26 protein-coding genes are annotated in these 23,566 nt (G+C 36.2%); 14 read left to right on the plus strand and 12 right to left on the minus strand.

Going from position 1 to position 23,566, the window contains the following annotated elements:
- Positions 1-5 precede the first annotated feature (5 nt).
- Positions 6-1,445: a glycoside hydrolase family 30 protein gene (locus tag JO178_RS09655; protein ID WP_291934791.1), complete on the plus strand. Its 1,440-nt coding sequence runs from the start codon at positions 6-8 to the stop codon at positions 1,443-1,445.
- A gap of 172 nt (positions 1,446-1,617) precedes the next feature.
- Here JO178_RS09655 and JO178_RS09660 read toward each other — a convergent pair whose 3' ends face one another.
- The 7 genes from JO178_RS09660 to JO178_RS09690 all read right to left on the minus strand — a co-directional run bounded on the left by JO178_RS09660 (position 1,618) and on the right by JO178_RS09690 (position 5,518).
- Positions 1,618-1,974: a DUF4280 domain-containing protein gene (locus JO178_RS09660; protein ID WP_291934794.1), complete on the minus strand. Its 357-nt coding sequence runs from the start codon at positions 1,972-1,974 to the stop codon at positions 1,618-1,620.
- A 117-nt stretch (positions 1,975-2,091) separates the two neighbouring features.
- Positions 2,092-2,421: a DUF4280 domain-containing protein gene (locus tag JO178_RS09665; RefSeq protein ID WP_291934797.1), complete on the minus strand. Its 330-nt coding sequence runs from the start codon at positions 2,419-2,421 to the stop codon at positions 2,092-2,094.
- 4 nt (positions 2,422-2,425) lie between these two features.
- Entirely contained in the window at positions 2,426-2,821 is a 396-nt protein-coding gene (locus tag JO178_RS09670; protein ID WP_291934799.1) for a hypothetical protein, read from the minus strand.
- Positions 2,806-3,450, minus strand: a complete 645-nt coding sequence (locus JO178_RS09675; RefSeq protein ID WP_291934801.1) for a T6SS effector amidase Tae4 family protein — start codon at positions 3,448-3,450, stop codon at positions 2,806-2,808. The genes JO178_RS09670 and JO178_RS09675 overlap by 16 nt, the downstream gene beginning before the upstream one ends.
- A 17-nt stretch (positions 3,451-3,467) precedes the next feature.
- Positions 3,468-4,001 carry a hypothetical protein gene (locus tag JO178_RS09680; protein WP_365866346.1) on the minus strand — a complete coding sequence of 178 codons (534 nt, stop codon included), beginning with the start codon at positions 3,999-4,001 and terminating at the stop codon, positions 3,468-3,470.
- 287 nt (positions 4,002-4,288) lie between these two features.
- Positions 4,289-5,098 carry an SDR family oxidoreductase gene (locus JO178_RS09685; RefSeq protein ID WP_291934805.1) on the minus strand — a complete coding sequence of 270 codons (810 nt, stop codon included), beginning with the start codon at positions 5,096-5,098 and terminating at the stop codon, positions 4,289-4,291.
- Positions 5,099-5,218: 120 nt separating this feature from the next.
- A complete protein-coding gene (locus JO178_RS09690) occupies positions 5,219-5,518 on the minus strand; it encodes a hypothetical protein (RefSeq protein WP_291934807.1) in 300 nt (99 codons plus the stop codon).
- Between the two features lie 141 nt (positions 5,519-5,659).
- On the opposite strand from JO178_RS09690, the gene JO178_RS09695 reads away from it, so the two are divergent.
- The 4 genes from JO178_RS09695 to JO178_RS09710 all read left to right on the plus strand — a co-directional run bounded on the left by JO178_RS09695 (position 5,660) and on the right by JO178_RS09710 (position 9,074).
- Positions 5,660-6,217, plus strand: coding sequence for a DNA-3-methyladenine glycosylase I (locus JO178_RS09695; RefSeq protein ID WP_291934810.1), 558 nt, complete (start codon positions 5,660-5,662; stop codon positions 6,215-6,217).
- Positions 6,218-6,471: 254 nt separating this feature from the next.
- The gene (locus tag JO178_RS09700; protein WP_291934813.1) at positions 6,472-7,749 is read left to right on the plus strand and encodes a hypothetical protein; all 1,278 of its coding nucleotides are present in this window, start codon (positions 6,472-6,474) and stop codon (positions 7,747-7,749) included.
- Positions 7,750-7,884: 135 nt separating this feature from the next.
- Positions 7,885-8,316 carry a MarR family transcriptional regulator gene (locus JO178_RS09705; protein ID WP_291934816.1) on the plus strand — a complete coding sequence of 144 codons (432 nt, stop codon included), beginning with the start codon at positions 7,885-7,887 and terminating at the stop codon, positions 8,314-8,316.
- The gene (locus JO178_RS09710) at positions 8,313-9,074 is read left to right on the plus strand and encodes a hypothetical protein (protein WP_291934818.1); all 762 of its coding nucleotides are present in this window, start codon (positions 8,313-8,315) and stop codon (positions 9,072-9,074) included. Before JO178_RS09705 ends, JO178_RS09710 begins: the two co-directional genes overlap by 4 nt.
- A 102-nt stretch (positions 9,075-9,176) precedes the next feature.
- Here JO178_RS09710 and JO178_RS09715 read toward each other — a convergent pair whose 3' ends face one another.
- Together JO178_RS09715 and JO178_RS09720 are read right to left on the minus strand one after the other, a co-directional pair.
- On the minus strand, positions 9,177-10,031 hold the full coding sequence (locus tag JO178_RS09715; RefSeq protein ID WP_291934820.1) for a nucleoside phosphorylase: 855 nt from the start codon (positions 10,029-10,031) through the stop codon (positions 9,177-9,179).
- A 555-nt stretch (positions 10,032-10,586) separates the two neighbouring features.
- Positions 10,587-10,910, minus strand: a complete 324-nt coding sequence (locus JO178_RS09720; RefSeq protein WP_068943063.1) for a translation initiation factor — start codon at positions 10,908-10,910, stop codon at positions 10,587-10,589.
- A 138-nt stretch (positions 10,911-11,048) separates the two neighbouring features.
- On the opposite strand from JO178_RS09720, the gene JO178_RS09725 reads away from it, so the two are divergent.
- From JO178_RS09725 to JO178_RS09750, 6 genes are all read left to right on the plus strand, one after another.
- Positions 11,049-12,284, plus strand: a complete 1,236-nt coding sequence (locus tag JO178_RS09725; protein WP_291934830.1) for a DUF2268 domain-containing putative Zn-dependent protease — start codon at positions 11,049-11,051, stop codon at positions 12,282-12,284.
- 181 nt (positions 12,285-12,465) lie between these two features.
- Entirely contained in the window at positions 12,466-14,007 is a 1,542-nt protein-coding gene (gene gpmI / locus JO178_RS09730) for a 2,3-bisphosphoglycerate-independent phosphoglycerate mutase (RefSeq protein ID WP_291934831.1), read from the plus strand.
- Between the two features lie 152 nt (positions 14,008-14,159).
- Positions 14,160-15,137, plus strand: a complete 978-nt coding sequence (locus JO178_RS09735) for an acyl-ACP desaturase (RefSeq protein ID WP_291934833.1) — start codon at positions 14,160-14,162, stop codon at positions 15,135-15,137.
- Positions 15,138-15,235: 98 nt separating this feature from the next.
- Positions 15,236-15,667 (plus strand): BT0820 family HAD-type phosphatase, encoded by a 432-nt coding sequence (locus JO178_RS09740; protein WP_291934835.1) that lies wholly within the window; start codon positions 15,236-15,238, stop codon positions 15,665-15,667.
- A gap of 157 nt (positions 15,668-15,824) precedes the next feature.
- Positions 15,825-16,634 (plus strand): type I methionyl aminopeptidase, encoded by an 810-nt coding sequence (map, locus tag JO178_RS09745; protein ID WP_291934837.1) that lies wholly within the window; start codon positions 15,825-15,827, stop codon positions 16,632-16,634.
- Complete coding sequence (locus JO178_RS09750; protein WP_291934838.1) at positions 16,634-17,401, plus strand: class I SAM-dependent methyltransferase; 768 nt, start codon at positions 16,634-16,636, stop codon at positions 17,399-17,401. The genes map and JO178_RS09750 overlap by 1 nt, the downstream gene beginning before the upstream one ends.
- Before the next feature lie 97 nt (positions 17,402-17,498).
- Here JO178_RS09750 and JO178_RS09755 read toward each other — a convergent pair whose 3' ends face one another.
- Positions 17,499-17,828 carry a multidrug efflux SMR transporter gene (locus JO178_RS09755; RefSeq protein ID WP_291934840.1) on the minus strand — a complete coding sequence of 110 codons (330 nt, stop codon included), beginning with the start codon at positions 17,826-17,828 and terminating at the stop codon, positions 17,499-17,501.
- A 225-nt stretch (positions 17,829-18,053) separates the two neighbouring features.
- On the minus strand, positions 18,054-18,617 hold the full coding sequence (locus tag JO178_RS09760) for a Crp/Fnr family transcriptional regulator (protein ID WP_291934842.1): 564 nt from the start codon (positions 18,615-18,617) through the stop codon (positions 18,054-18,056).
- Between the two features lie 234 nt (positions 18,618-18,851).
- Between JO178_RS09760 and era the strand changes: the two genes are divergently transcribed.
- From era to JO178_RS09775, 3 genes are all read left to right on the plus strand, one after another.
- The gene (gene era, locus JO178_RS09765) at positions 18,852-19,727 is read left to right on the plus strand and encodes a GTPase Era (protein ID WP_291934844.1); all 876 of its coding nucleotides are present in this window, start codon (positions 18,852-18,854) and stop codon (positions 19,725-19,727) included.
- 66 nt (positions 19,728-19,793) lie between these two features.
- Positions 19,794-20,222, plus strand: a complete 429-nt coding sequence (locus JO178_RS09770) for a DoxX family protein (RefSeq protein WP_291934846.1) — start codon at positions 19,794-19,796, stop codon at positions 20,220-20,222.
- 147 nt (positions 20,223-20,369) lie between these two features.
- The gene (locus JO178_RS09775; protein ID WP_291934848.1) at positions 20,370-22,772 is read left to right on the plus strand and encodes a prolyl oligopeptidase family serine peptidase; all 2,403 of its coding nucleotides are present in this window, start codon (positions 20,370-20,372) and stop codon (positions 22,770-22,772) included.
- 51 nt (positions 22,773-22,823) lie between these two features.
- Here the strand turns inward: JO178_RS09775 and JO178_RS09780 are convergent, their stop codons facing one another.
- On the minus strand, positions 22,824-23,513 hold the full coding sequence (locus JO178_RS09780) for an HAD family hydrolase (protein ID WP_291934850.1): 690 nt from the start codon (positions 23,511-23,513) through the stop codon (positions 22,824-22,826).
- Positions 23,514-23,566: the final 53 nt, after the last annotated feature.

The raw sequence follows: 23,566 nt of genomic DNA on the forward strand, positions 1-23,566 counted from the left end.
AAATCATGAGAAAACTAATTGTAAGCTGTTTTGTAGTAGGGGTGGTCTTTAATGCCAATGCTCAGAACTATTGGAAAAAAAATGAAGGTAAAACAGCTAAAGTAATTCTTACCAACTCTAAAGCCAATGAAAAAATGGCTGATAAAGGAATGGTGAAGTTTGAAAAATTCGGACAGCCTAAAGAAACGGAGGCCTGTATTTTTGTAGCTCCCCATTTTAAATATCAAAAACTGATCGGAATAGGAGGGGCTATTACTGATGCTTCTGCAGAAACATTTTATAAAATGCCTAAAAATAAACAGAAGGAAATTTTAGAAGCTTATTTTGGTAAAAACGGACTGGGATATACGGTTGTTCGTACCAATATGAACTCCTGTGATTTTTCCAGTGATTCATATACGTACGTAGCAGATAATGATACTTCTCTGAAGTCTTTCAATATTGCTCATGATGAGAAATATAAAATTCCAATGATCAAAGAAGCAAAAAATGCAGTCGGAAATAATTTTACATTTTATTTTTCTCCCTGGAGCCCGCCGGCCTGGATGAAATCCAATCAAAGCCTTTACAAAGGGGGGAGACTGGAAAATCAATATTATCAGACCTGGGCCGATTACTATATAAAATTTATTAAAGAATACGAAAAAAGAGGAATCAATATCTGGGGATTAACCGTTCAGAATGAACCTATGGCGACTCAAAGCTGGGAATCCTGTATCTATACGGCAGAGGAAGAAGGGGAGTTCCTGAAAAACAATTTAGGACCTACGCTCTGGAAAAACGGATATAAAGATAAAAAAGTAATGATCTGGGATCATAACAGAGATCTGATTTACCAAAGAGCCACTACGACTTTAAGTGATCCTGAAACGTCAAAATATGCTCATGGAATAGGATATCACTGGTATGAAACATGGAATAATAAAACGCAGCTTTTCGACAATCTGGCAGAAACCCACAGAGCTTTTCCGGATAAATTCCTTGCCTTTACCGAAGGGTGTAAAGAGCAGTTCAAAATGGATAAAATCTATGATGTAAGCCTTGGAGAATTGTATGGGAAAAATATGCTGAATGATTTCAATAAAGGAAACGCTTTATGGACAGACTGGAATATTCTGTTAGATGAAACCGGAGGCCCCAATCATAAAGGGAATTTCTGCTTTGCCCCGATTATTGCAGATACCAAAACAGGAGAGGTGTTCTATACTTATGAATACTATTATATAGGTCATGTTTCAAAATATATAAAACCTAATGCCCAGAGAATAGGAAGTTCTTCAAACAGAGCTGCGCTTACCTCAAGTGCATTTATGAATGAAAACGGACAACTGGTTACCGTAATTATGAATGATTCGGATAACGATATCGAAACCAATCTCTGGATCGAAGGGATGGCAGCCAAGTTGAATGCACCTGCACACTCTATACAGACTGTAATTTTATAATTTCATATTAATATTATTTTGTGAGTTCGGCGGCCTCAAAGAGGCCGCCGATTTTTATGGTCGCATCAATTTTTAAAATTTCCCTATTTCTATTCTATAATCTAAACGTTGTAGGTGCTTCTTAACAATATTAAAAAATTAATCAGTTGACTACAAAGTCTTGAGCTCAGATCTAATCCATAGCTTCATGTCTTTCCGCATGTCCTTTGTTGGATACTTCAATTTTCCCACCTGTTCCACACAGACAAAATGAATTTTCTGTAAGAATTTTATAATTATTGATGGTATCTTTTTCTGTTGTTTTTTCCCAGGCAATTGGTGCAGGAATACATGGTAAATATCCGCCCGAAGTAGGTTTTAATTTACATAGCCCAAAAGATTGAATATTGATATCTGCCTGTTTATCCTGCTCCGTAGCAATATATTTCCCTTCAGCGGTAGAGAAATGCTGACTGGTAACACTTAGATTACCTGGTGCTATTCCTTGGTTACAGAATAATTGGGCGGTATCGGTGATTTTTTGTGACATGATATGAAATTTATTTATTTGCTTTTCACCATCACGGCCCAAAATTTTAATAGCTCTCCACTTGTTCCATCTGGTGTTAAATAGTAATAAAATTCTTTTATATCATTTATGATGATCTTATTCTTTAACGAAATTCTGATTAGATTGTATGATGGATATTTTCCCACCAACAGAGCATTGACAAGTAGAGGAATCTAAAAGTTCTTTTTTATCCTCAATTTCAAAATCAGAGGTATTATCCCACTTAACAGGTGAAGGCGTACAGGAAGTCCTTAACACACTACATATTCCAAAAGGTTTAATATTGGTATTGGGTTGCCTGTCCTCTTCCGTAGCCTGCAGTTTTCCGTCAATACTCATAAAAGATTGACTAGTTACTGTGAGTGGAGTTGGTGTACTTCCTTTATCACATTTTAGCTGAGTGGTATCAGTGATATGCTGGGACATTTTATCATTTTTTTGAGGTTTCCTTTTTTGGTATTACTCCAATAAGTTTTCTTACATAGTTGTCTAATTCTTTTGATTCATAGAAATTCATACAATGCCAGAAAACATAATTTGCCTTACTATCATCTAAATTCTCTGCTACTCCCATCTTATAATATTGGGAAGTATTCTTTATAGTAAAATCATTTATTTTATTCAAGATATTAGGATCCGCATTTTTTATTTGTACAATATAGGATGCTGAATAATCATGACTAATGAAAGTTGGGTCAATTGAGTTGTAATTCTCTTTTAAACATTTTTGTAACGCGTATTTTTTTACTGTTTGTATTTCTTCTTTTGATTGAGAATATATTGTATTTCCAATTAACATGAAGATTGCTATTATTTTAATTCCCATACTCTTATTCTATTGGTTTGTACAAAATCAAGTTCATTTTTCTTATTTATTTTAAGATCTAACATACTAAAGTAATATCTGGAACTTGTAGGATCGTCATGCTCAGGTCCGCCAGGATATATTAAGTGTTGTGTATCCCATAAAGTAAAGTGTCCTGTTGCATCATCCCATCCTGATACATCAAAAACAATTACACCCTGTGTTTTTCTAAGACTAGCCCATTCAGTAGTACTTATTACTTTTTTCATTGCCTTTAATTGCTGCCATTCAGTAGAAGTTACATTTTTCTTTTTTTTGTAAACATCAGGCATTTGTATTTTGTCTAATTTAATATCTATTTCAGGCTTTCCCAAATGATTTGCAAGATATGAACATAATTCTTTAACTCTTAACCAGTAAAAGAGCTTATTCTTTCCGCTCATGACTCCTCCTCCTGTGCCATACCCCTTATTATTAGAGGGAAGCTTAAACCCGCTTAGATTTAATCCTCTACTCATTCTTATTGCACAGGAATTTGCTAAATAGGATTCTAATAATTCTTTATCTGTTTTGAATTTTGGAAAGTTACCTCCAATGTCATTATATAAATCTTTTGACTGTATAGATGTATTTGGATAATTTTTAATCATATCCCTCCAACTTGGTCTTAAAACCTGAATTGGCCTTGTCTGCTGATTTCCACTTGTTGCAACGATACCTCTCCGTTGTTCAAGTAATGTTGGTAAACTCTATCAGCAATAATCGATGTATTGACTGGCTGATTGCCGCCAAAACTTTGAGTATGCGGAGCGGAATCCATCAGTATCGTGGGGCTGTATCCTTTCAGGACAAGATTTCCCAGGCTCATCTTTTCCTGGCTGAAGGCCACTTTTGTGACAATCCCTGCAAAAGTTCTTTCAGGGCTTTCGTTTTCAGGGTCTTTATATGTAAAAGTTACCGTGAGTCGTTTTCCTAAAAACCGGCGGGCTTCTTCAAGGGTATGATCCTGAATTTCTTCTAAAGAATCATGGGCAAGAATCAGTTCAAAGCTGTGGTGTTTTCTGGCAGTCTGCTCTAGCCGGAAATGTTTGAAATGCCGAATTATTTTTCCGCCGATCACAATATCCAGCTTCACCACGCGGTTAATCCCTGCTATATGATTCTCCGAAATCTTCTCAGAATTGGAGATATGTTTTTCCATAAGATCATGTGTGTTTTTTTGATTGTATATCACCAAATATAGATAAAAAAAGAGATCAGTTAGAATTCCGGCCCTGAATTTCTAAAGATGAATTGATTCGCTATATCTTGTTAATCAAATACTTATATTTATGACAGTACGAAAATGAAATTCGGGTTTATAGGGGATATTTTTCAAGGGATAAACTTGCTTTAAAAGAAAACCGCAACACATTTTGTATAATGTATTGCGGTTTAATCAATGGCCTCTTGCAAAGCCTTCAATGTATCGGTATAATGATCTAAGAATTAATCAAGATCATATCTGTTGATTACTTTCTGAGTAACTCCTGTATTGCTGAAACCTCCGTCATGGAAAAGGTTCTGCATCGTTACTTTTTGGGTAAGATCCGAGAATAAGCTTACACAGTAATTGGCACAGTCAAGAGCTGTAGCATTTCCTAGCGGAGACATATCTTCAGCATATCCGAGGAATCCTCCGAAACCTTTTACGCCGCTTCCCGCCGTAGTAGGAGTAGGAGACTGGGATATTGTATTTACACGTACTTTTCTCTCTCCCCAGTAGTATCCGAAAGTTCTTGTGATACTTTCCAGATACGCTTTGTTATCAGACATATCATTATAGTCAGGGAATGTTCTCTGAGCTGCGATATAGGTAAGAGCAAGGATGCTTCCCCATTCGTTCATACAGTCTTTTTCCCAAGCTACACGCATTACTTTGTGGAAAGATACAGCAGAAACGTCCCATCCTTTTTCCAACCAGTCATAATTCATCTCTGTATAATGTTTTCCTTTTCTCACGTTGACGGACATTCCTATAGAGTGAAGGATAAAGTCTATTTTACCATATTTTGCTACTGCGGCATCAAAAAGTTTTTCAAGATCTTCTACAGAAGTAGCATCAGCACCTATTACTTCAGAACCCGTCTTTTCAGCTAAAGCATTTAATTCTCCCATTCTCATAGCGATAGGTGCGTTAGATAAAATGAACTCTGCACCTTCTTCATGACATCTTTCAGCAACTTTCCATGCGATAGATTGTTCATTAAGGGCTCCAAAAATAATTCCCTTTTTGCCTTTAAGTAAACCGTATGACATAATTTTTTAATGTTTATTGAATTACAAATGTAACAATAATTTGTGGTTATGACATCATAAAAATGGAGCCTTATCAATTTAAGACTCCATTTTCTTGAAAATATTTATATGACTGAAATTTTAATTGGTTTTCTTGTTCCATTCTGCTTTTACATCTTCCGCTGCATCTTTGGTTTTTTCCCATGCCTCATCCGCTTTATCCTTGATGTCTTCCCATGCATCGGAAACATTAGCTTTTACCCTGTCGAGCCATCCCTCCTGATTAGCTTCTTCATCGTTATCCCTTTGTTCATTAATATAATCCTTGGCTCTGTCTGCCAATTCATTGATTTTCCACTTGGCTTTGTCTGCTGCATTCTGTAAATTATTTTCTACATTATTAACTGCATTTTCCGCTTTGTTATACTCTGAATTGTTCATAATACTATATTTTAAAATTTGATTGTGTTATTAGTAAATTACAATAACCATTCCTAAAATGGGTTGACATTGTTAAACTTTTCATAATATTTTGTTGTTTTTATCCTAAAGGCTCTTAACTTTAATGGAAATAGTAATGATATGGAAAAAATTCGTTGCGGCTGGTGTGAAAAAGATGACCTGTACAGAAAATATCACGATGAAGAGTGGGGAAGACCCGTATATGATGACAGGACTATCTTTGAATTTTTAATTCTTGAAAGCTTCCAGGCCGGATTAAGCTGGTACACCATTCTTTCTAAAAGAGATAATTTCAGAAAAGCTTTTGATCATTTCGATTATCAGAAAGTAGCGGTGTATACTGACAAAAAAATAGAAACCCTGATGAACGATGCCGGAATTATCAGAAACAGGCTAAAAATAATGGCAGCGGTTACCAATGCCCGGAAATTTATAGAAGTTCAAAAAGAATTTGGCAGTTTTTCAGATTATATCTGGGGTTTTATAGACGGAAAACCCATTGATCATCAGCCCGGCTCTTTATCAGATGTCCCTGCAACAACAGAAATTTCCGACAGAATACCAAAAGATCTCAAGAAACGTGGTTTTAAATTTATGGGCTCTACGGTAGTTTATGCACACATGCAGGCTACAGGAATGGTGAATGATCATATCAAAAATTGTTTCATTAGAAAGTGATTAATTTGATTAAATTCAATTTTAGGTGATTTTTTTTATAAATACCATATATTGTTTTTGTAAGCTTAAAGTTGAGTTATGGGTGGGTTTTAAAACCTATGTATGTTCTAAAGCATTGATAATAAATATTTTTCATTTGTTGGTGAATAAATATTATTTTACCAACTATATTGCATTTCTGATTTGATATTTTTCAATAAAATTGCGTATTTATTAAAAATTCGTATATTTGCACCTCCGAAAAATACACAGCGATGCCAGGAAAATATACATTTCGACTCACTTTATTCTTTTTGTGGTTTGCGACTTTTACATTCGCTCAAGTAGGGATAGGTACGCCTAGTCCTGATCCTTCGGCGATGTTGCAGATCAACGCAAAAGATAAAGGGCTGCTTCTTCCAAGCATTGCTTTAACATCTCTATCAGACAGTTCAACGGTAGCATCTCCTGCAGACGGGCTTATCGTTTGGAATAACGGAAAAGGTGGTTTGTCGGAAACCGGTTTTTATTACTGGTATGCCTCTAAATGGAATAAGTTTTCAACCACTACAGAAGCGAATACCAATAAAGATAACGGAACCGGCTGGAATACTTCCGGCACCAATACCGGCAATTACGGAGCATCCAACACCAATTTATCTTTAGGAACACAGACAATGGATGATCTGATTTTTAAAGCAAATTCTTTACCGGTGGGGAGACTGGGGGTTGATAATTCTGTAAGTTTCGGACAAGGAGCTAGTGCAGGACAAAACGGAATTGCCATCGGAAGTTCAAGTTCAGCCTTTCAGGGAATATCCATTGGAAGTGCAGCAGTGGTTTCGGCAAATGATGCCCTGGCCATTGGAAACAAATCAACAGCAGGAGCATTTAAATCAACGGCAATAGGATATAACGCGAAAACATCTAAAAATGAGTCTACAGCGGTGGGAAATAACTCTTCAGCAGGAGGTTTCCAGTCCATAGCGATAGGATATAACGCAAAGACTAATACCAATAACGAAACAGCTTTAGGATATAATGCTGTTACCAATAATGAAAATTCAACAGCGTTGGGCTCAGGCGCCAATGCGTTGGGACAATATTCAACAGCAGTAGGATACGGAGCAGCTACCTCACAGGCCAATGCCATTGTTCTGGGGAATAATAATGCAAATGTAGGGATTGGAACAGTTGCTCCGAATACCTCTGCTAAACTGGATGTAAACGGACAGTTTAAACTGGGAGATAAAGGAAGTATCCAGAAAAATCAGATCAGTTTTGAAGCCTGGCCCGGAATATCTATCCAAAATATGCCTCCCGGAAAATCTACTACACTGGAAATTACACTTCCGCCAGGATTGCAGCTGGGATCTACAAGGGCTGTTGTAGTGGTTTCACCCGCCGGAGATTTTGCAGGGAATTCATCCTTTTCAGTATCTAATCCGAGAATGACTTCTACCTCCAGTGTGACGGTAAATCTTACCAATATTTCAGGGAGCGCAAATAGTCTGTATTCCGGTCATTTCTATGTGATGATTAACGAGTTTTAAATAATAGTTTTTTTATATAGTTGATATGGTGTTGAGGACCTCCGTTATTGGAGGTCTTTATTTTTTGCCTCCATAAATATTGCGAACAAATATATTGTGTGCAAAATAAATTAACTACCTTTATCTCTTAAAATTATGAACATGAACCTTTCTGAACATTTGTGCTTTAAAACATATGCTGTTTCAAGATACATTACAGGGTTATATAAACCTTATCTGGACAACATTTCACTCACTTATCCTCAATATCTTGTGATGCTTGTACTCTGGGAAAAGGGAAGCATGAATATCAGTAAAATAGGAGACGATCTTCATCTCGATAACGGAACTCTTACTCCTTTACTTAAGCGTATGGAAACGAACGGACTTGTAACAAGAACCAGAAGCTCAGAAGATGAAAGAATTGTAATGATTGACCTTACAGATCATGGGCTGGCTCTTAAAGATAAGGCCGGAGATATTCCGGAAGCTGTTCAGCAATGCATCAGCCTGGAGGATACAACAAAAGATGTATTAATGAAGACATTCGATGAAATCCTGAGAACTCAGACCAATAAACATATATGAAAAAAATAGGAATAATAGGCTGTGGATGGCTGGGAATCAGAATTGCAGCTTTAATGGCTGATGAATATGATATTTATACAACAGCAACCACTCAGGAAAATGCCGATGCACTTAATGCAAGAGGCTTCAATGCATCAGCAGCTGTTTTTGCAGATTATCAGCGTACCAGTCCTTATCCGGAGTGGTATGTCATCAATGAGCTGGACGCAGTCATCATCACCATCCCGATTTCGGATAAAACCTGCTGTGTGAGTTCTTTATATAACAGGCTTCAGAACTTATCATCATTTATCGGAGATTTTAAAGGGCAGATTTTTCTCATGAGCTCTACAGGGGTTTATCCGGATATTTCACAGGAATTTACTGAGAAAGATGTTCCGCTGGAGGAAGTTTCAGGAGAAAGAATGATGAAGAATAAATATCCGCAGATCAATATTTTAAGACTGGGCGGTTTGATGGGAGATAACAGGCTGCTTAAGAATTATAATGTTTCGAACCTTGATTTTGCAGTAAATCATATCCATTACGCCGATATTGCAGCTGCTATTTCTGAAATGATAAAAAAAGGAACGCAATCGGAGCTGTATAATGTAACGGCTCCTGTTCATCCGACAAAAGAACAGGTGATTAAAGCACAGAAGAATTTGCCTTATCATGAAGAAGAGGCTGCAAAGGGAAAAAAGATTTTATCTTCAAAATTATCTTCAGATCTGAACTTTATTTTTCAGTATCCTGACCCAACTTTTTTTCATTTGTAATTTTATACTTTAATACTTTAATACATATTCAGCTAAAACCTGAAAAAAGAAAAGCTGTTCTCTCAGAGAACAGCTTTTTATTGCGAATAATCGTTAAAACAATTATTTAATAATTCTTTCCAATACCCATTCGATAAGGTTTTTCTCAGAAGCATGGTGGTCTGCTGAGAATTCACCACGTCTTCTGTTGGCAATAACATTGTTTACCGTAATTGCTTTATGACCTAATAATTTGGAAAGGGCATAGATCGCAGAAGTTTCCATTTCGAAATTCGTGATTCCAAGATCATTTAATGTTTCCAGGAATTTGTCATCTACTGCTTTCAGACGAAGCTGTCTTCCTTGTGGTGCATAGAATCCCGGGAATGTAGCAGTATTACCGTGGTATTTTGCATCTTTGTAGTAAGCTCCCATTTCCTCTGCCCAGTCCGAAAAATAAAGCATAGGTTTGATTTTTTCATAAGGAAATCTTTCTAAGAAGCTTTTAGAAAATTCATTCTCAAAGTTATAATCCTGATAAAAGTGCATTAGCCCGTCTAATCCTACTACATTCTGAGTCACCAGCATATTGTCTACCTGTACATCAGGGTTTACACTTCCGCAGGTTCCCATACGGAATAGCTCAAGAGCTTTGTGTTCGGTTTTAAATTCTTTGTTTTTAAGATCAATATTAACTAAAGCATCAAGTTCGTTCATCACGATATCGATGTTTTCAGTACCAATCCCTGTTGACATTACTGTGATTCTTTCTCCACGAAGAGTACCGGTATGCGTATAAAATTCTCTTTTATTTTTTTTGATCTCTACAGTGTCAAAATATTTTGAAACTTTTGCTACTCTGTCAGGATCACCTACAAGAATGATCTTATCGGCAATATCTTCAGGTAAGAGATTTAAGTGGTAAACACTTCCGTCTTCATTCAGAACAAGTTCTGAGGCAGCAAGCTTATTTAGCATAATATATTTTTTTATTTTAATCAATGAAAATGGTGTGGTATTTTAGTCTTGATGTGTTGAATCAATTAAAAAAAATCCTCTCCCAATAACCTCCGCCATTATTTTTTACCGGTGTTTAGAAAGAACCGTCTGTTTAAGAATAATGAATTTGATTTCGGGGTTTAAAATTAGTAAAAAATCTCTTTATACCTGTTTTAATCTGTTATTAAAATTATTATAATTTTTTTGTCGTTAAATGCTCATGAAATCGGGTAAACCCTTGTTATGGGTTATTAATATTTCATAAGTTGTTTGTAAAAGTACTATTCATTCTGATGACTTTAATTTAAATGCAATACCAGGTAAAAGAAATGTTATGGCTTTGTAAACCAGTAGATTTTACTGAAATATTTTATGTTTCGTCTTGGTATTTACAGTAAAAAACATATGGAAAATTTTATTTAATGATTCCCCGGAAATTATGCCGAAAACCGTATTATGAAAAGTTGAGTAGGCTTAAAAGACCTATCTTGCCTGTATGGTGCTAATGGAGCTCTTAAAGGGGAAGATCAAAACCTATCCGCCGACACGTTTGGTTTTGTATCCCATATCTTTAAGGATAGCCATTATTTTATCACGGTTATCTCCCTGAATGATAATCGTTCCGTCCTTTTCAGAACCGCCTATTCCTAAGGTGGTTTTTATTTTCTTTGAGATCTTTTTCAGATCCTCTTCACTGCCTTCCCAACCCTCAACAATCGTTACAGGTTTGCCATTTCTTCCTTTCTTCTCAAATTTGCATACCAATGGTTCTTTCTGCTTGAATTCTTCTTCAGGCATTTCAAAATCCTGCTCTTCATGTTCAGGAAAAAGATTCTTCAGTTGATCACGTAAGTCCATGAAGCAAAATTAATAAAATTCTATCTATTTTTCCCTTTATACTCCATCTTAAATAACTTCGTGCCTTTGTTTTTTTTTTTTTAATATAACAATTCTCGAATTCTGACCGTTAGTAACAAAACTATTTTTTTACACTCAATGAAACTATTAACCCATTCCCTTATAACAGTCGCTTTATTGGCTTTCGGAACAATAAATGCTCAATTTACAGAAGATCCTCTAAACGCAATTTTAGAAACAAAAGATGCACAAAACTTCTGGAAAGCTTTTGATAAAATGGAAACATCCACTTCTAATCCTTTTGTAGAGTACATAGAAAATGGTTCGCCGGGAGTGAAAAGTTTTATCAAAAACCGCATCATTAATGCAGACTCTCTGTATGTTACAGTAAAAGAAAATAAAGAGAAATATCTTACAAGCAGAAATATATTACACGGAATTGCTGCAAAAGATAAAAAATTAAAAGCAAGTTATAGTGCTTTAAAATATTGGTATCCAAATGCTAAATTCTCAACTGTATATTTCGTATATGGAAGAATGAATACGGGTGGGAATTCTTCCAATGAAGGAATATCAATCGGAACCGAACTGTTTAAAAATCTGGATGGGGTAGTACCTCTTATTGTTCATGAAATGGTTCATTTTCAGCAAAATAACAAAGGCAATGAATCTTTATTAAAACAAGCTTTAACAGAGGGAGGGGCTGATTTTATCGGAGAATTTGTTTCCGGAGAACCTATGAATGAAAAAGCGTTTCAGTATGGTGAAGCCCATTCAGACGAATTGTACAGAGAATTTGTAACAAGATATAAAAGTGACGATCTCAGAGACTGGTTTTATTGGACCTCCCAAAAAGACGACAGGCCCAATGATCTAGGATATTGGATAGGATACAAAATATGTGAAGCCTATTTCAATAAACAGACCGATAAACATAAAGCTGTATATGATATTTTAAACATTGAAGATCCATTTTCATTTTTACAGGAAAGTGGTTTTCTGGATTCTTATATTCAGGCCTATGCAAAAGAAAAGAATTTGAAGTATGATGATTTTTTCAAAGAATTTTCAGGGGAGCCTTCGGAAGTAACAATTGTAGTGAATGTTCCCGATAAAAATGATGAGGTTTATATGGCAGGAAATCAGAAAGGGTTGGGAAACTGGAGTGCATCCTCAATTAAAATGGAAAGAAAGAGTGATCTTGAAAGAGCACTTACCTTACAAATATATTTGCCGGCACAATTGAAGTTTACGAAAGGAAACTGGAATCAGGAAGCAAATGTAAAAGGTCTGGAAAAAGGGCAGAACATCAGGATCGAAAATAGAAAATCAAAAAAGCTGACTTATAAGATTACCAGTTGGTTTAAGAATTAGAGTTGATGCCAATGGTTGAAAACTTAATCATACATTCTAAAATCTGCAAAATCTGCAAGAATAATATAGTTCGCAGACCTTGCAGATTTTTTCTTTTTACTCTTAATAAATAAAATTCAGAACTTCAAATTCTTCTATTCATAGGAAATTCGATAATTTTGTATAACAAAAGTTTTACAAAATGTCAAAAAAAGCAATACTGGCAATCCTTGACGGATGGGGATTGGGGACAAACCCTGACGTTTCTGCAATAGATAAAGCAAATACCCCCTTCATAGACAGCTGTTATAAAAAATTTCCACACACCACCCTTGAAGCAAGCGGCCTGGCTGTAGGTCTTCCGGAAGGACAAATGGGAAATTCCGAAGTAGGTCATATGAACCTGGGAGCAGGAAGAGTCGTTTATCAGAATCTGGTAAAGCTCAATATGGCTGTTGAAAATGGAACCTTAGGACAGGAAAAAGTGATCCAGGATGCATTTGAATATGCAAAAAAAGAAAATAAAAAACTCCATTTTATCGGACTGGTTTCCAATGGAGGAGTACATTCTCATATTAATCACCTTAAAGGATTGTTAACTGCTGCTAAAGAATCCGGTCTGAATGAAAATGTTTTTGTTCATGCCTTTACAGACGGCAGAGATTGTGACCCACATTCAGGACTGGGATTTATCGAAGATCTTCAAAAACATATGGAAGCCACTACCGGAAAACTGGCGACTGTAGTAGGAAGATATTACGCAATGGACAGAGACAAGAGATGGGAACGTGTTAAGTTAGCTTATGACGCTCTTGTTGACGGTGTGGGACTGGAAACAACTGATGCTTTGACTTCCATTAAAGATTCGTATGACCATAACGTAACAGATGAATTCCTTAAACCAATCATTTTAGTGAATACTACGGCTACAGGGAATGTGGTTCCGGTAGCAAAAATCATAGATAATGATGTGGTCATCTGTTTCAATTTCCGTACAGACAGAGGTAGAGAAATTACTGAAGTGCTTTCTCAGAAAGATTTCCCTGAATATGCAATGCATAAACTTAATCTGTATTATATTACGCTGACGAATTATGACAAAACGTTCCAGAACGTACAGGTTGTTTTTGATGAAAACGTGTTGGCGGAAACTATGGGAGAAGTTCTTGAAAAGAATGGTAAATCTCAAATCAGAATTGCGGAAACAGAAAAATATCCACACGTTACTTTCTTCTTCTCCGGAGGAAGAGAACAGGAATTTGAAGGAGAAAGAAGACTGCTGTGTCCAAGCCCTAAAGATGTTCCCACCTATGATTTAAAACCTGAAATGTCAGCCTATGATATTACGAATGCGATTCTGCCGGAGCTGGAGCAGGGAACCGCTGATTTTGTTTGTCTGAATTTTGCCAATACAGATATGGTGGGCCATACCGGTGTTTTTGAAGCCGCTGTAAAAGCAGCGGAAGCTGTGGATCAATGTATTGAAAAAGTAGCCACAGCTGCTTATGAAAACGGGTATGCAGTTTTCATTCTTGCCGATCATGGAAACTCCGATGTCATGATGAATCCGGATGGAACTCCAAATACCCAACACTCCACCAATCTGGTCCCTTTCATTGTTATGGATAAAGAGCAGACATGGAACTTAAAGCCCGGTAAACTGGGCGATGTTGCACCTACGATCCTTAAAGTAATGGGGGTTGAAATACCAGATACAATGACAGGAAACGTTTTGGTTAATTAATATTCAATAATAATCATAAAAAAATGCCGTTATATAGTAGATAGCGGTATTTTTTTTATGATTTATGTCAGATAAGGTATGAGTTGCATACTTTATTATGCGATAAATAATAAATAAATCATATCTTTGCTAATTAAAAACTGAATAGTAAAATGTATCAAAAGCTTGTTAGGAAAGAAGTAATGGGAATATTGGAAAAGGAAGTAGGTTCTTTTCTTGATAAATTTTTAACACCAATCGAAAAAATATGGCAGCCTTCTGACTATCTGCCAGATCCTTCAAGCGAAGAATTTAAACATGATTTAGAAGAAATTCAGACTTTTGCACGTGAAATGCCTTATGATCTTTTTGTAACCCTGATCGGGGACTGTATAACAGAAGAAGCGCTTCCTTCCTATGAGTCTTGGCTAATGGGAGTGGAAGGAATCAATCAGGAAGAAACAGTAGGCTGGGCAAACTGGGTAAGAGCGTGGACCGCAGAAGAAAACAGACATGGAGATTTATTAAATAAATATCTTTATCTGTGTGGAAGAGTAAATATGAGAGAAGTTGAAATTACTACTCAATATTTAATTAATGACGGTTTTGATTTAGGAACCAGTATGGATCCGTACAGAAACTTTATTTATACAAGCTTCCAGGAAACTGCTACTAATATTTCTCACAGAAGAGTAGGAACTCTTGCCAAACAGTCCGGAAACGGAAAACTCGCTAAAATGTGTGGTGTAATCGCTGCTGATGAAGCAAGACACGCAAAAGCTTACAAACATTTCGTTGCTAAAATTCTGGAAATAGATCCTTCGGAAATGATTCTTGCTTTTGAAGATATGATGCGCAAGAAAATTGTAATGCCGGCTCACCTGATGAGACAGTCAGGACAGAAAGCGGGAGAACTTTGGGGGCATTTCTCAGATGCTGCACAGAGATGTATGGTATATACAGGTCAGGATTATATCAATATTATGAAAGATCTGCTGGATGAATGGAAAATTGAGCATGTAAAAGGTCTTACAGAAAAAGCAGAAAAGGCACAGGAGTATTTAATGAAGCTTCCTGCAAGATTACAGAAAATCACAGACAGAGTGTCTACACCGGATCTTCAGTTCCAGTTCAGGTGGGTAAAAAGCTAAGATCAGCCTGTTTTACTTAAATTATAAAAACTATGAGTGCCTTTGTTTTTTGGCACTCTTTTTATTTCTTATCTTTGCAAAGCTAAAAAAAAGACAAAATGTTAAATAATAAAAAAATTGCTGTTGACTTTGACGGAACTATTGTTGATGATGCTTATCCGGCAATTGGAAAACCGAAGATCTTTGCATTTGAAACATTAAAAAGACTTCAGGCAGAAGGTTTCAGACTTATTCTTTGGACATACAGACACGGAAAAACATTAGAAGAAGCAGTAGAGTTTTGCAAGCAGAACGGAATAGAGTTTTATGCCGTTAATTCAAGTTTTGAAGGTGAGGTTTTCGATTCTGAGAATCAATCCAGAAAATTAGATGCAGACTGGTTCATTGACGACAGAAATTTAGGCGGATTCCCTGGATGGGGTGAAATCTACAATATTATTCAGGAAAGAATAGAATTCCGTGTAGAAGGAAAAGAAGTTCTTGCCTATTCAAAATTAAAAAAAGAAAAGAAAAAAGGACTTTTCTGGTAAATATAAGTGAGAAGCCAGATATTAGATGTTATTTTTTAATATCCCGAGCTTCAGATTTTTTATATTTATTATAGAAAGTTCATAAGATGATTGGAAGTAAAATTGGCATAATGCGACAATCTAACTTCTAACATCTCATATCTAACATTATACAACAATGATTCAATTAAAAACGATAGACGAATTACGTCTTATGAAGGAGAGTGCCCGATTGGTTTCTAAAACATTGGGAATGTTGGCAAAAGAAATTAAACCGGGAATTACTACTTTATATCTGGATAAACTGGCTCATGATTTCATTAAAGATCATGGAGCTGAACCTGCATTTTTAGGATACGGCGGTTTCCCGAATTCCCTGTGTATTTCCCCAAACGAACAGGTTGTTCACGGCTTTCCGAATAACGAAGTTGTGCAGGAAGGAGATGTTCTTTCTGTAGACTGCGGTGTTATTCTGAATGGATTTGTAGGAGACCATGCCTATACTTTTGAAATCGGTGAAGTGAAACCGGAAGTAAAAAAATTACTGCAGGTTACCAAAGAATCTTTATACAAAGGAATTGAACAATGTGTCAGAGGAAAAAGAATCGGAGATATCTCCCATGCCATTCAGGCACATTGTGAGAAAGAAGGATATGGAGTCGTAAGAGAGCTTGTAGGACACGGTTTAGGAAGAAAAATGCATGAAGACCCACAGGTTCCTAACTACGGAAGACAGGGAAGCGGAAAGGTGATCAAGGATGGTCTGGCCATTGCTATTGAACCGATGGTGAACCTTGGAACTGAGAAAGTGAAATTTCATAATGACGGATGGACTGTAACTACTTTGGATAATAGACCTTCTGCCCATTTTGAACATGATGTAGCCGTGATCAACGGTAAACCTGTATTGCTTTCAACATTCCAATATGTTTACGAAGCATTAGGTATTGTAAGTGATGAAGAAAAGCAGTTCCAACTGGATTTTTAATGAAGAAGGTTACTAAACTTTTACTGAATAAAATTCCACGTCCGATGCTCATTAAAATGAGCATCTGGGCAAGACCACTTATCTATCAGTTTTTCAAAGGAGACGAGTTTTATGATCCTATTGACGGAAGATCTTATCGTAAATTTCTTCCCTATGGATATGGGAAACAAAGAGAAAATGCTCTTTCTCCCGGAACGCTAAGTCTGGAAAGACACCGTCAGATGTGGCTGTATCTTCAGAATGAAACTGATTTTTTCATCAAAAACTATAAAGTCCTGCATATTGCACCAGAGCAGGAATTTTTGAGGAAGTTTAAAAGGATGAGCAATCTGAATTACATTTCTGCGGATTTGTATTCTCCGATTGTGGATGTGAAAGCCGATATTCTGAATCTGCCTTTTGGAGATGAAAGTTTTGATATTATTTTCTGTAATCATGTATTGGAGCATATTGAAGATGATGCCAAAGCAATGAGTGAATTATACAGAGTGTTGAAACCCGGAGGATGGGGAATTCTTCAGGTTCCGATGAAAAACTCACTGGAAAAAACCTATGAAGACTTTACGATTAAAGATCCGAAAGAACGTCAGAAACATTTTGGACAGTACGATCATGTTCGCTGGTATGGAATGGATTATTTTGGCCGTTTAAGAAAAGCCGGTTTTGAAGCAGATCCTAACTTCTATTCTCAGAAATTTTCTGAAGCAGAAATAAAAAAGTATGGGTTGAGAGCCAATGAAATCTTACCTATCGTTTATAAAAAATAAATAAGAGCTGTATGCTTTGTCAGTCTTTTATGTATAAATAAAACCGTCTTCAGTAAGAAGACGGTTTTATTTTAATATAGATAGAAGTATATATATATTAGTGAGAAGAAACAGCTTTTAATCCGATAACAGATCCAATCAGGGTAATAATGAAGAATATTCTCCAGAAGCTTACAGGGTCCTTAAAGAAAACTATTCCCATTAAGGCTGTTCCTACGGCGCCAATACCAGTCCATACAGCATATGCTGTCCCGATGGGCAAAGTCTGAGTAGCTTTAATTAACAGAAGCATGCTTATGGTCATAGTCACTAAAAACCCTGCGAACCAATAATACGATTCCGTTCCGGAAGTTTCTTTCGCTTTTCCTAAACATGAAGCAAAGGCAACCTCAAATAATCCGGCAATAATTAAAATAATCCAATTCATTTTTTACATTTTTCTTCTGCAAATTTCAGAATTTGGAGGGAGAAAAAATTTTACAATTGTTAAAAAATGATATTTTAGTGAGGAAGATGAGGTTGAAAGAGGGGAGCTATGACAGTCTGTATAAGAAGTAATCAATGATTTTCTTGTAGTCCGTCATCAGCGTTGGATGTATTCTTATATCAATAGAAACAGGCTTTAGCCTGCTTTCATCCTAAAAAAATCAATTTATTTAATCTCAGCACGAATTCTGCTCAGACTTACTTGTGTTATACCCAGATAAGAAGCAATATAACCAAGCTGAACTCTTTTGAGTAAATCCGGCTGATATAATATAATATCCTTGTAACGCTCCAGGGACGTTTTGAATTGCCTTGAAATAATCAGCTCTTCAGATTTTATCATTTCTGCTTCAGCAAGTTTTCGCCCCCAATTGGCAATGTGAATGTCTTCATTGAACAGCTTTTTGAGATTTTCTGTCTCTAGCCTGTATAAATCACAATCTTCAAGAAGTTCAATACTTTCATAGCCCGGTTTATCTTCTACATAGCTTTTCATGGACAGTACACATTGTCCCTCACTTCCAAACCAAAAGGTAATATCGTTATCCGAAGTAGAAGAATAGGCACGGGCAATTCCTTTTCGGATAAAATAAAGATAGGGTATCACCTTATCGGCCTCCATGAGGCAATAGCCTTTAGAATAAGAAACTTCAGTGATATGTGTTTTTAAACTGTTTTTAGAAGCTTCGGGCAAAAGGTAAATCTGGTCAAGAATCTGGTCTATATTCATAAAAATGAATTCTAATAGTCAAAAATATTAGTTTTAACTAATGCAATACAACATAAATGATCATTTTTTTCTTTTGCATAAGCGGATAGCCCAATAGTGACTTAATTTTTCTGAAACTTTTATTTGTAAGGCTTTTCAAAGAAAATAAATTTGATTTTTATTTTTTAAATATTGTGATTAAGGACAAAGACCAATTTTGTTTTTACTAACTTTGCAATTCGTAATATTATTTTTATGCACAAAGCAGGATTTGTAAATATAGTTGGAAAGCCTAATGCGGGGAAATCGACCTTATTAAACCAATTAATGGGAGAAAAGCTGGCGATTGTAACACAGAAAGCTCAGACAACACGTCACAGGATTTTTGGTATTTATAACGAAGATGATCTTCAGATTGTATTTTCCGATACTCCCGGAGTATTGGACCCTAAATATGGTCTTCAGGAAAAAATGATGGATTTTGTAAAGGATTCTTTACAGGATGCTGATGTGTTCCTTTTTATCGTTGATGTAACGGATAAAGCAGAACCTTCGGAATTTTTAATTGATAAACTGAATAAAATTCCGGTTCCGGTACTTCTCTTATTGAACAAAGTAGACCAGACTACTCAGGAAGGACTTGAAAAATTAGTTGAAGACTGGCATAACAAAATTCCTAAGGCAGAAATTTTACCCATTTCTGCACTTAATGCATTCAATACAGAGATCATTTTACCAAAGATCAAATCCTTACTCCCTGAAAACCCTCCTTATTATGACAAAGACCAATATACGGACAAACCGGAAAGATTCTTTGTAAATGAGGCTATCCGTGAGAAAATTCTTTTAAACTACGATAAAGAAATTCCATATTCCGTAGAAGTTGTTACAGAACAGTTCAAAGAGAAAGAAGGAATTATCTTTATTGATTCTATTATTTATGTGGAAAGAGATACTCAAAAAGGAATTATCATCGGACATAAAGGGGAAGCTATTAAAAAAGTAGGTACAGAAGCCAGATTAGACCTCGAAAAATTCTTTTCTAAAAAAATTCACCTGAACTTATTTGTAAAAGTGAAAAAAGACTGGAGAAAGAATGACAGAGACCTGAAAAACTTCGGTTACAGATAAACTAAAAACGCTGTAATCCCGTTGTATTAAAAGATTTTTATTACCTTAGTCTAAATTTTTAAGTACATGAACTATAATCATTCAAATTCCAGCTCAATACCTAAAGATATTGTTGTATTTGTGGTGAGAGTATTTGTAGGTTTTGCAATGCTTTCGCACGGATTTCCGAAACTTCAGATGTTGTTGGCCGGCGGTAAAATAGAGTTTTTTGATTTTATGGGGTTAGGACCTCAGGTATCCCTTATTCTTACTGTTTTTGCGGAGTTTGTTTGTTCTATCTTATTAATATTAGGCCTTTTTACAAGAGTTTCTCTGGGGTTCCTGATCTTTACAATGATTATCGCCGCCTTTGTCGTGCATGGTGCAGATCCTTTTGATAAAAGAGAAATGAGCCTGATCTATCTTTCCGTTTATCTTTTGCTGATGGCCATTGGTGCCGGAAAAATTTCAGTAGATCATTTGATTGAGAAGAGAAAAAGAGCTTCGGACTGGTAAATCGAATTTCAAAAACAGATCATAAAAAAAGAGCATTGTTTAATGCTCTTTTTTTATTTTCATAACAGACTTATAGATGGTTGGATAGGGATTGGATATTGAGTGTTTAAAAAATATTTCACTAAATTCGTGGAAAATGAATTTTATATGAAGATAAAACTGACTATTTGCCTTTTGGCATTTCTCAATTTTTATGATGCACAGGAAAGTATTACTTATCAAAAACCATCAGCAGAAATTCTGAAACTGGCAGACTATGAGAGGCCGCCCAGTGTTTTGATGAATAATAAAAAAGACTGGGTGGTTTTTACGTACCGTCCAACATATAAGACCTTAGCAGATCTTAGTCAGCAGGAAATGAAGCTTGGTGGGTTAAGAATCAATCCTGCAACTAATATTGCAAGCACTGTTACTTATTTTAATAATTTAAAGATTAAAAGAATCAGTGATAAAAATGAAACTCAGGTGAAGAATCTGCCGGCAGAAGCAAAAATTACCTATACTTCATTTTCTCCGGATGAAAAAAAACTCGCCTTTACCAATACAACCAATAAAGGCGTTGAACTTTGGGTAATCGATCTGGAGACAGCCATAGCCAAAAAGATAACTGCAGATAATCTGAATGCCAATTTGGGAATGCCCTATACATGGTATAATGACTCTCAGTCGCTGCTTATTATGACACTTCCTCAAAACAGACCGGCTCTTATTGATACCGGTAAAGATCTTCCAACGGGGCCTATCGTTTCAACAGCTGACGGAAAGGTATCACAAAACAGAACTTATCAGGATCTTTTGAAGAATCCGCAGGATGAAAAAAACTTTGAAATCCTTACTGCTTCTGAAATCTATAATGTTGATCTGAACGGTGGTCTTAAGAAGATCAAAGAGCAGGATTTATACTCCAAAGTCAGCTTTTCTCCTGATGGAAATTACTTACTGGCTACTGTAGTCAAAAAACCATTCTCTTATATTGTCCCTTTCAATAGATTTCCTTCAACAACAACTGTATATGACAGGAACGGAGGTAGTGTAAAAGTTGTGAACGATGTCCCTTTAAGTGAAATTATGCCTAAAGGATTCTCATCGGTAAGAACAGGGAAAAGAGAAATGGAATGGAGGAGTGATGCACCCGCCACCCTGATATTTGTGGAGGCTCTTGATGGTGGCGACCAGTATAAACCGGCAGATTACAGAGATGAGCTCTTTACATGGGAAGCTCCGTTTACTGCTGCTCCAAAGTCTTTTTTCAAAATAAAACAAAGATATCAGGATGTTAACTGGACCAATGACCACTATGCAGTTGTTACGGAAGACTGGTATGACACAAGAAATACAAAATCTTTCCTGATTGATTTGAATAATGGGGAGTCTAAAGTAATAGAAGACAGAAATTCTCAGGATATTTATAGTAATCCGGGGAAGTTTAACAAAACGGAAAATCAGTTTGGAAAATCAGTGATTGATATAAAAGGAGGGAAAACATACTTAGTAGGAGAAGGGTTTACAAAAGACGGACAGCATCCGTTTATCGATGAAATGGATATTAAATCTCTGAAAAAGAAAAGACTTTATACATCAGATCTTAAAAATACAAAAGAAAGTATTCTGGATATTTTAAATCCCTCAAAAGGAGAGGTGCTGATAACGCAACAGTCTTCGAATCAATATCCGAATTATTTTAAAAAGAATATTAAGTCAAATAAAGCTGAACCTGTAACTCATTTTGCGAATCCTTTTGAAAGTATTAAAGATGTTTACAAAGAAGTCATTACCTATAAGAGAAATGATGGAGTGACTTTAACCGGGACACTTTACCTGCCTGCTAATTATGACAGAAAAGCGAAAAGAGAAAAACTTCCGTTGTTGATTTGGGCTTATCCTGCAGAATATAAAGATAAAAATACAGCCGGACAGAATAAAAAGAATGCCAATGATTTTACCTTCCCTTCTTATGGTTCTTTTATTTACTGGACTGCGAAAGGATATGCGGTCCTGGATGATGCTGCCTTTCCGATTATCGGGGAAGGAAAAACAGAACCTAATGATACTTTTATTCCGCAATTGGTGGCGAATGCAGAGGCAGCTATCAACGCTGTAGACCAATTAGGGTATATCGACAGAAAGAAAGTGGCTGTAGGAGGACATTCTTACGGTGCCTTCATGACGGCGAACCTTTTGACTCATTCTCATCTTTTTGCCTGCGGAATTGCAAGAAGTGGTGCGTACAACAGAACGCTGACGCCATTTGGATTCCAGACAGAACAAAGAAATTACTGGGATGTTCCGGAGATCTATACCGCAATGTCTCCGTTTATGCATGCTGATCAGATGAAAACACCACTTCTTCTGATTCATGGTGATGCAGACAATAACCCCGGAACCTTCACGTTACAGACTGAAAGATATTTTCAGGCTTTAAAAAATCTGGGAGCTCCGGTTAAAATGGTTCTTCTTCCAAAAGAGGCGCATGGATATCAGGCAAAAGAGAATATTTTACATCTTCTGTGGGAACAGGATCAGTTCCTTGAGAAATGTCTGAAAAAATAATACGAAAGAGGCTGTTGAATTTCAACAGCCTCTTTTCATTTTAAGGGGGAGTTATAAATGTTGTATGATCTCATCAATACGCTTCAATTCCTTGAAGTGCTTATGTTCAATATTAAGATCATGCTGCTCATGACTCCATGTAACATGATAAGGTATATGAGCTGCGGAGCCGCCAATCTCAAGTACAGGAAGGATATCTGATTTTACTGAGTTTCCAAGCATCAGGAAGTTTTCCGGCTTACAGTCCAGATGTTTCAGTAGTTTTTGATAATCCTTTTCTTTCTTATCACTCATAATTTCAATATGATGGAAGTAATTCTGTAACCCTGAATTTTTCAATTTGCGCTCCTGGTCGAGCAGATCTCCTTTTGTAGCGACTACTAATCTGTATTTTCCTTTTAGGCTTTCAAGGGTTTGGGTCACTCCGTCCAAAAGCTCGATAGGTTTCTGGAGAAGGTTTTGTCCGAGTGTGATCGCTTTATTTACCAATTCTATAGGAGCTGTGTTACTAGAAACCCGGCTGATGGTTTCAATCATGCATAACATGAATCCTTTTACTCCGTAGCCATATAAATGAAGATTCTGCATCTCAGTCTTGAATAATTCCTGAGATACGGAATGTTGTGGAAGATAATCCTCAAGAAGCATACAGAATTCTTTTTCCGCTTCCTGAAAATAAGGTTCATTGATCCAAAGTGTATCATCTGCGTCGAATGCGATGGTTGTTATATGATTATTCATTTTAGTTTTGTATTTTTCTGTTCGCAAAAATCAATATAAAAAATTAATCAACC

The sequence above is a fragment of the Chryseobacterium sp. genome, assembly GCF_019236175.1.
Taxonomy (GTDB): domain Bacteria; phylum Bacteroidota; class Bacteroidia; order Flavobacteriales; family Weeksellaceae; genus Chryseobacterium.

Excerpts from the sequence above, each read along its gene's own strand:
- JO178_RS09655 (WP_291934791.1), top strand. The coding sequence starts at position 6 with ATGAGAAAACTAATTGTAAGCTGTTTTGTAGTAGGGGTGGTCTTTAAT.
- JO178_RS09660 (WP_291934794.1), bottom strand. The coding sequence starts at position 1,974 with ATGTCACAAAAAATCACCGATACCGCCCAATTATTCTGTAACCAAGGA.
- JO178_RS09665 (WP_291934797.1), bottom strand. The coding sequence starts at position 2,421 with ATGTCCCAGCATATCACTGATACCACTCAGCTAAAATGTGATAAAGGA.
- JO178_RS09670 (WP_291934799.1), bottom strand. The coding sequence starts at position 2,821 with ATGGGAATTAAAATAATAGCAATCTTCATGTTAATTGGAAATACAATA.
- JO178_RS09675 (WP_291934801.1), bottom strand. The coding sequence starts at position 3,450 with ATGATTAAAAATTATCCAAATACATCTATACAGTCAAAAGATTTATAT.
- JO178_RS09680 (WP_365866346.1), bottom strand. The coding sequence starts at position 4,001 with ATGGAAAAACATATCTCCAATTCTGAGAAGATTTCGGAGAATCATATA.
- JO178_RS09685 (WP_291934805.1), bottom strand. The coding sequence starts at position 5,098 with ATGTCATACGGTTTACTTAAAGGCAAAAAGGGAATTATTTTTGGAGCC.
- JO178_RS09690 (WP_291934807.1), bottom strand. The coding sequence starts at position 5,518 with ATGAACAATTCAGAGTATAACAAAGCGGAAAATGCAGTTAATAATGTA.
- JO178_RS09695 (WP_291934810.1), top strand. The coding sequence starts at position 5,660 with ATGGAAAAAATTCGTTGCGGCTGGTGTGAAAAAGATGACCTGTACAGA.
- JO178_RS09700 (WP_291934813.1), top strand. The coding sequence starts at position 6,472 with ATGCCAGGAAAATATACATTTCGACTCACTTTATTCTTTTTGTGGTTT.
- JO178_RS09705 (WP_291934816.1), top strand. The coding sequence starts at position 7,885 with ATGAACATGAACCTTTCTGAACATTTGTGCTTTAAAACATATGCTGTT.
- JO178_RS09710 (WP_291934818.1), top strand. The coding sequence starts at position 8,313 with ATGAAAAAAATAGGAATAATAGGCTGTGGATGGCTGGGAATCAGAATT.
- JO178_RS09715 (WP_291934820.1), bottom strand. The coding sequence starts at position 10,031 with ATGCTAAATAAGCTTGCTGCCTCAGAACTTGTTCTGAATGAAGACGGA.
- JO178_RS09720 (WP_068943063.1), bottom strand. The coding sequence starts at position 10,910 with ATGGACTTACGTGATCAACTGAAGAATCTTTTTCCTGAACATGAAGAG.
- JO178_RS09725 (WP_291934830.1), top strand. The coding sequence starts at position 11,049 with ATGAAACTATTAACCCATTCCCTTATAACAGTCGCTTTATTGGCTTTC.
- gpmI (WP_291934831.1), top strand. The coding sequence starts at position 12,466 with ATGTCAAAAAAAGCAATACTGGCAATCCTTGACGGATGGGGATTGGGG.
- JO178_RS09735 (WP_291934833.1), top strand. The coding sequence starts at position 14,160 with ATGTATCAAAAGCTTGTTAGGAAAGAAGTAATGGGAATATTGGAAAAG.
- JO178_RS09740 (WP_291934835.1), top strand. The coding sequence starts at position 15,236 with ATGTTAAATAATAAAAAAATTGCTGTTGACTTTGACGGAACTATTGTT.
- map (WP_291934837.1), top strand. The coding sequence starts at position 15,825 with ATGATTCAATTAAAAACGATAGACGAATTACGTCTTATGAAGGAGAGT.
- JO178_RS09750 (WP_291934838.1), top strand. The coding sequence starts at position 16,634 with ATGAAGAAGGTTACTAAACTTTTACTGAATAAAATTCCACGTCCGATG.
- JO178_RS09755 (WP_291934840.1), bottom strand. The coding sequence starts at position 17,828 with ATGAATTGGATTATTTTAATTATTGCCGGATTATTTGAGGTTGCCTTT.
- JO178_RS09760 (WP_291934842.1), bottom strand. The coding sequence starts at position 18,617 with ATGAATATAGACCAGATTCTTGACCAGATTTACCTTTTGCCCGAAGCT.
- era (WP_291934844.1), top strand. The coding sequence starts at position 18,852 with ATGCACAAAGCAGGATTTGTAAATATAGTTGGAAAGCCTAATGCGGGG.
- JO178_RS09770 (WP_291934846.1), top strand. The coding sequence starts at position 19,794 with ATGAACTATAATCATTCAAATTCCAGCTCAATACCTAAAGATATTGTT.
- JO178_RS09775 (WP_291934848.1), top strand. The coding sequence starts at position 20,370 with ATGAAGATAAAACTGACTATTTGCCTTTTGGCATTTCTCAATTTTTAT.
- JO178_RS09780 (WP_291934850.1), bottom strand. The coding sequence starts at position 23,513 with ATGAATAATCATATAACAACCATCGCATTCGACGCAGATGATACACTT.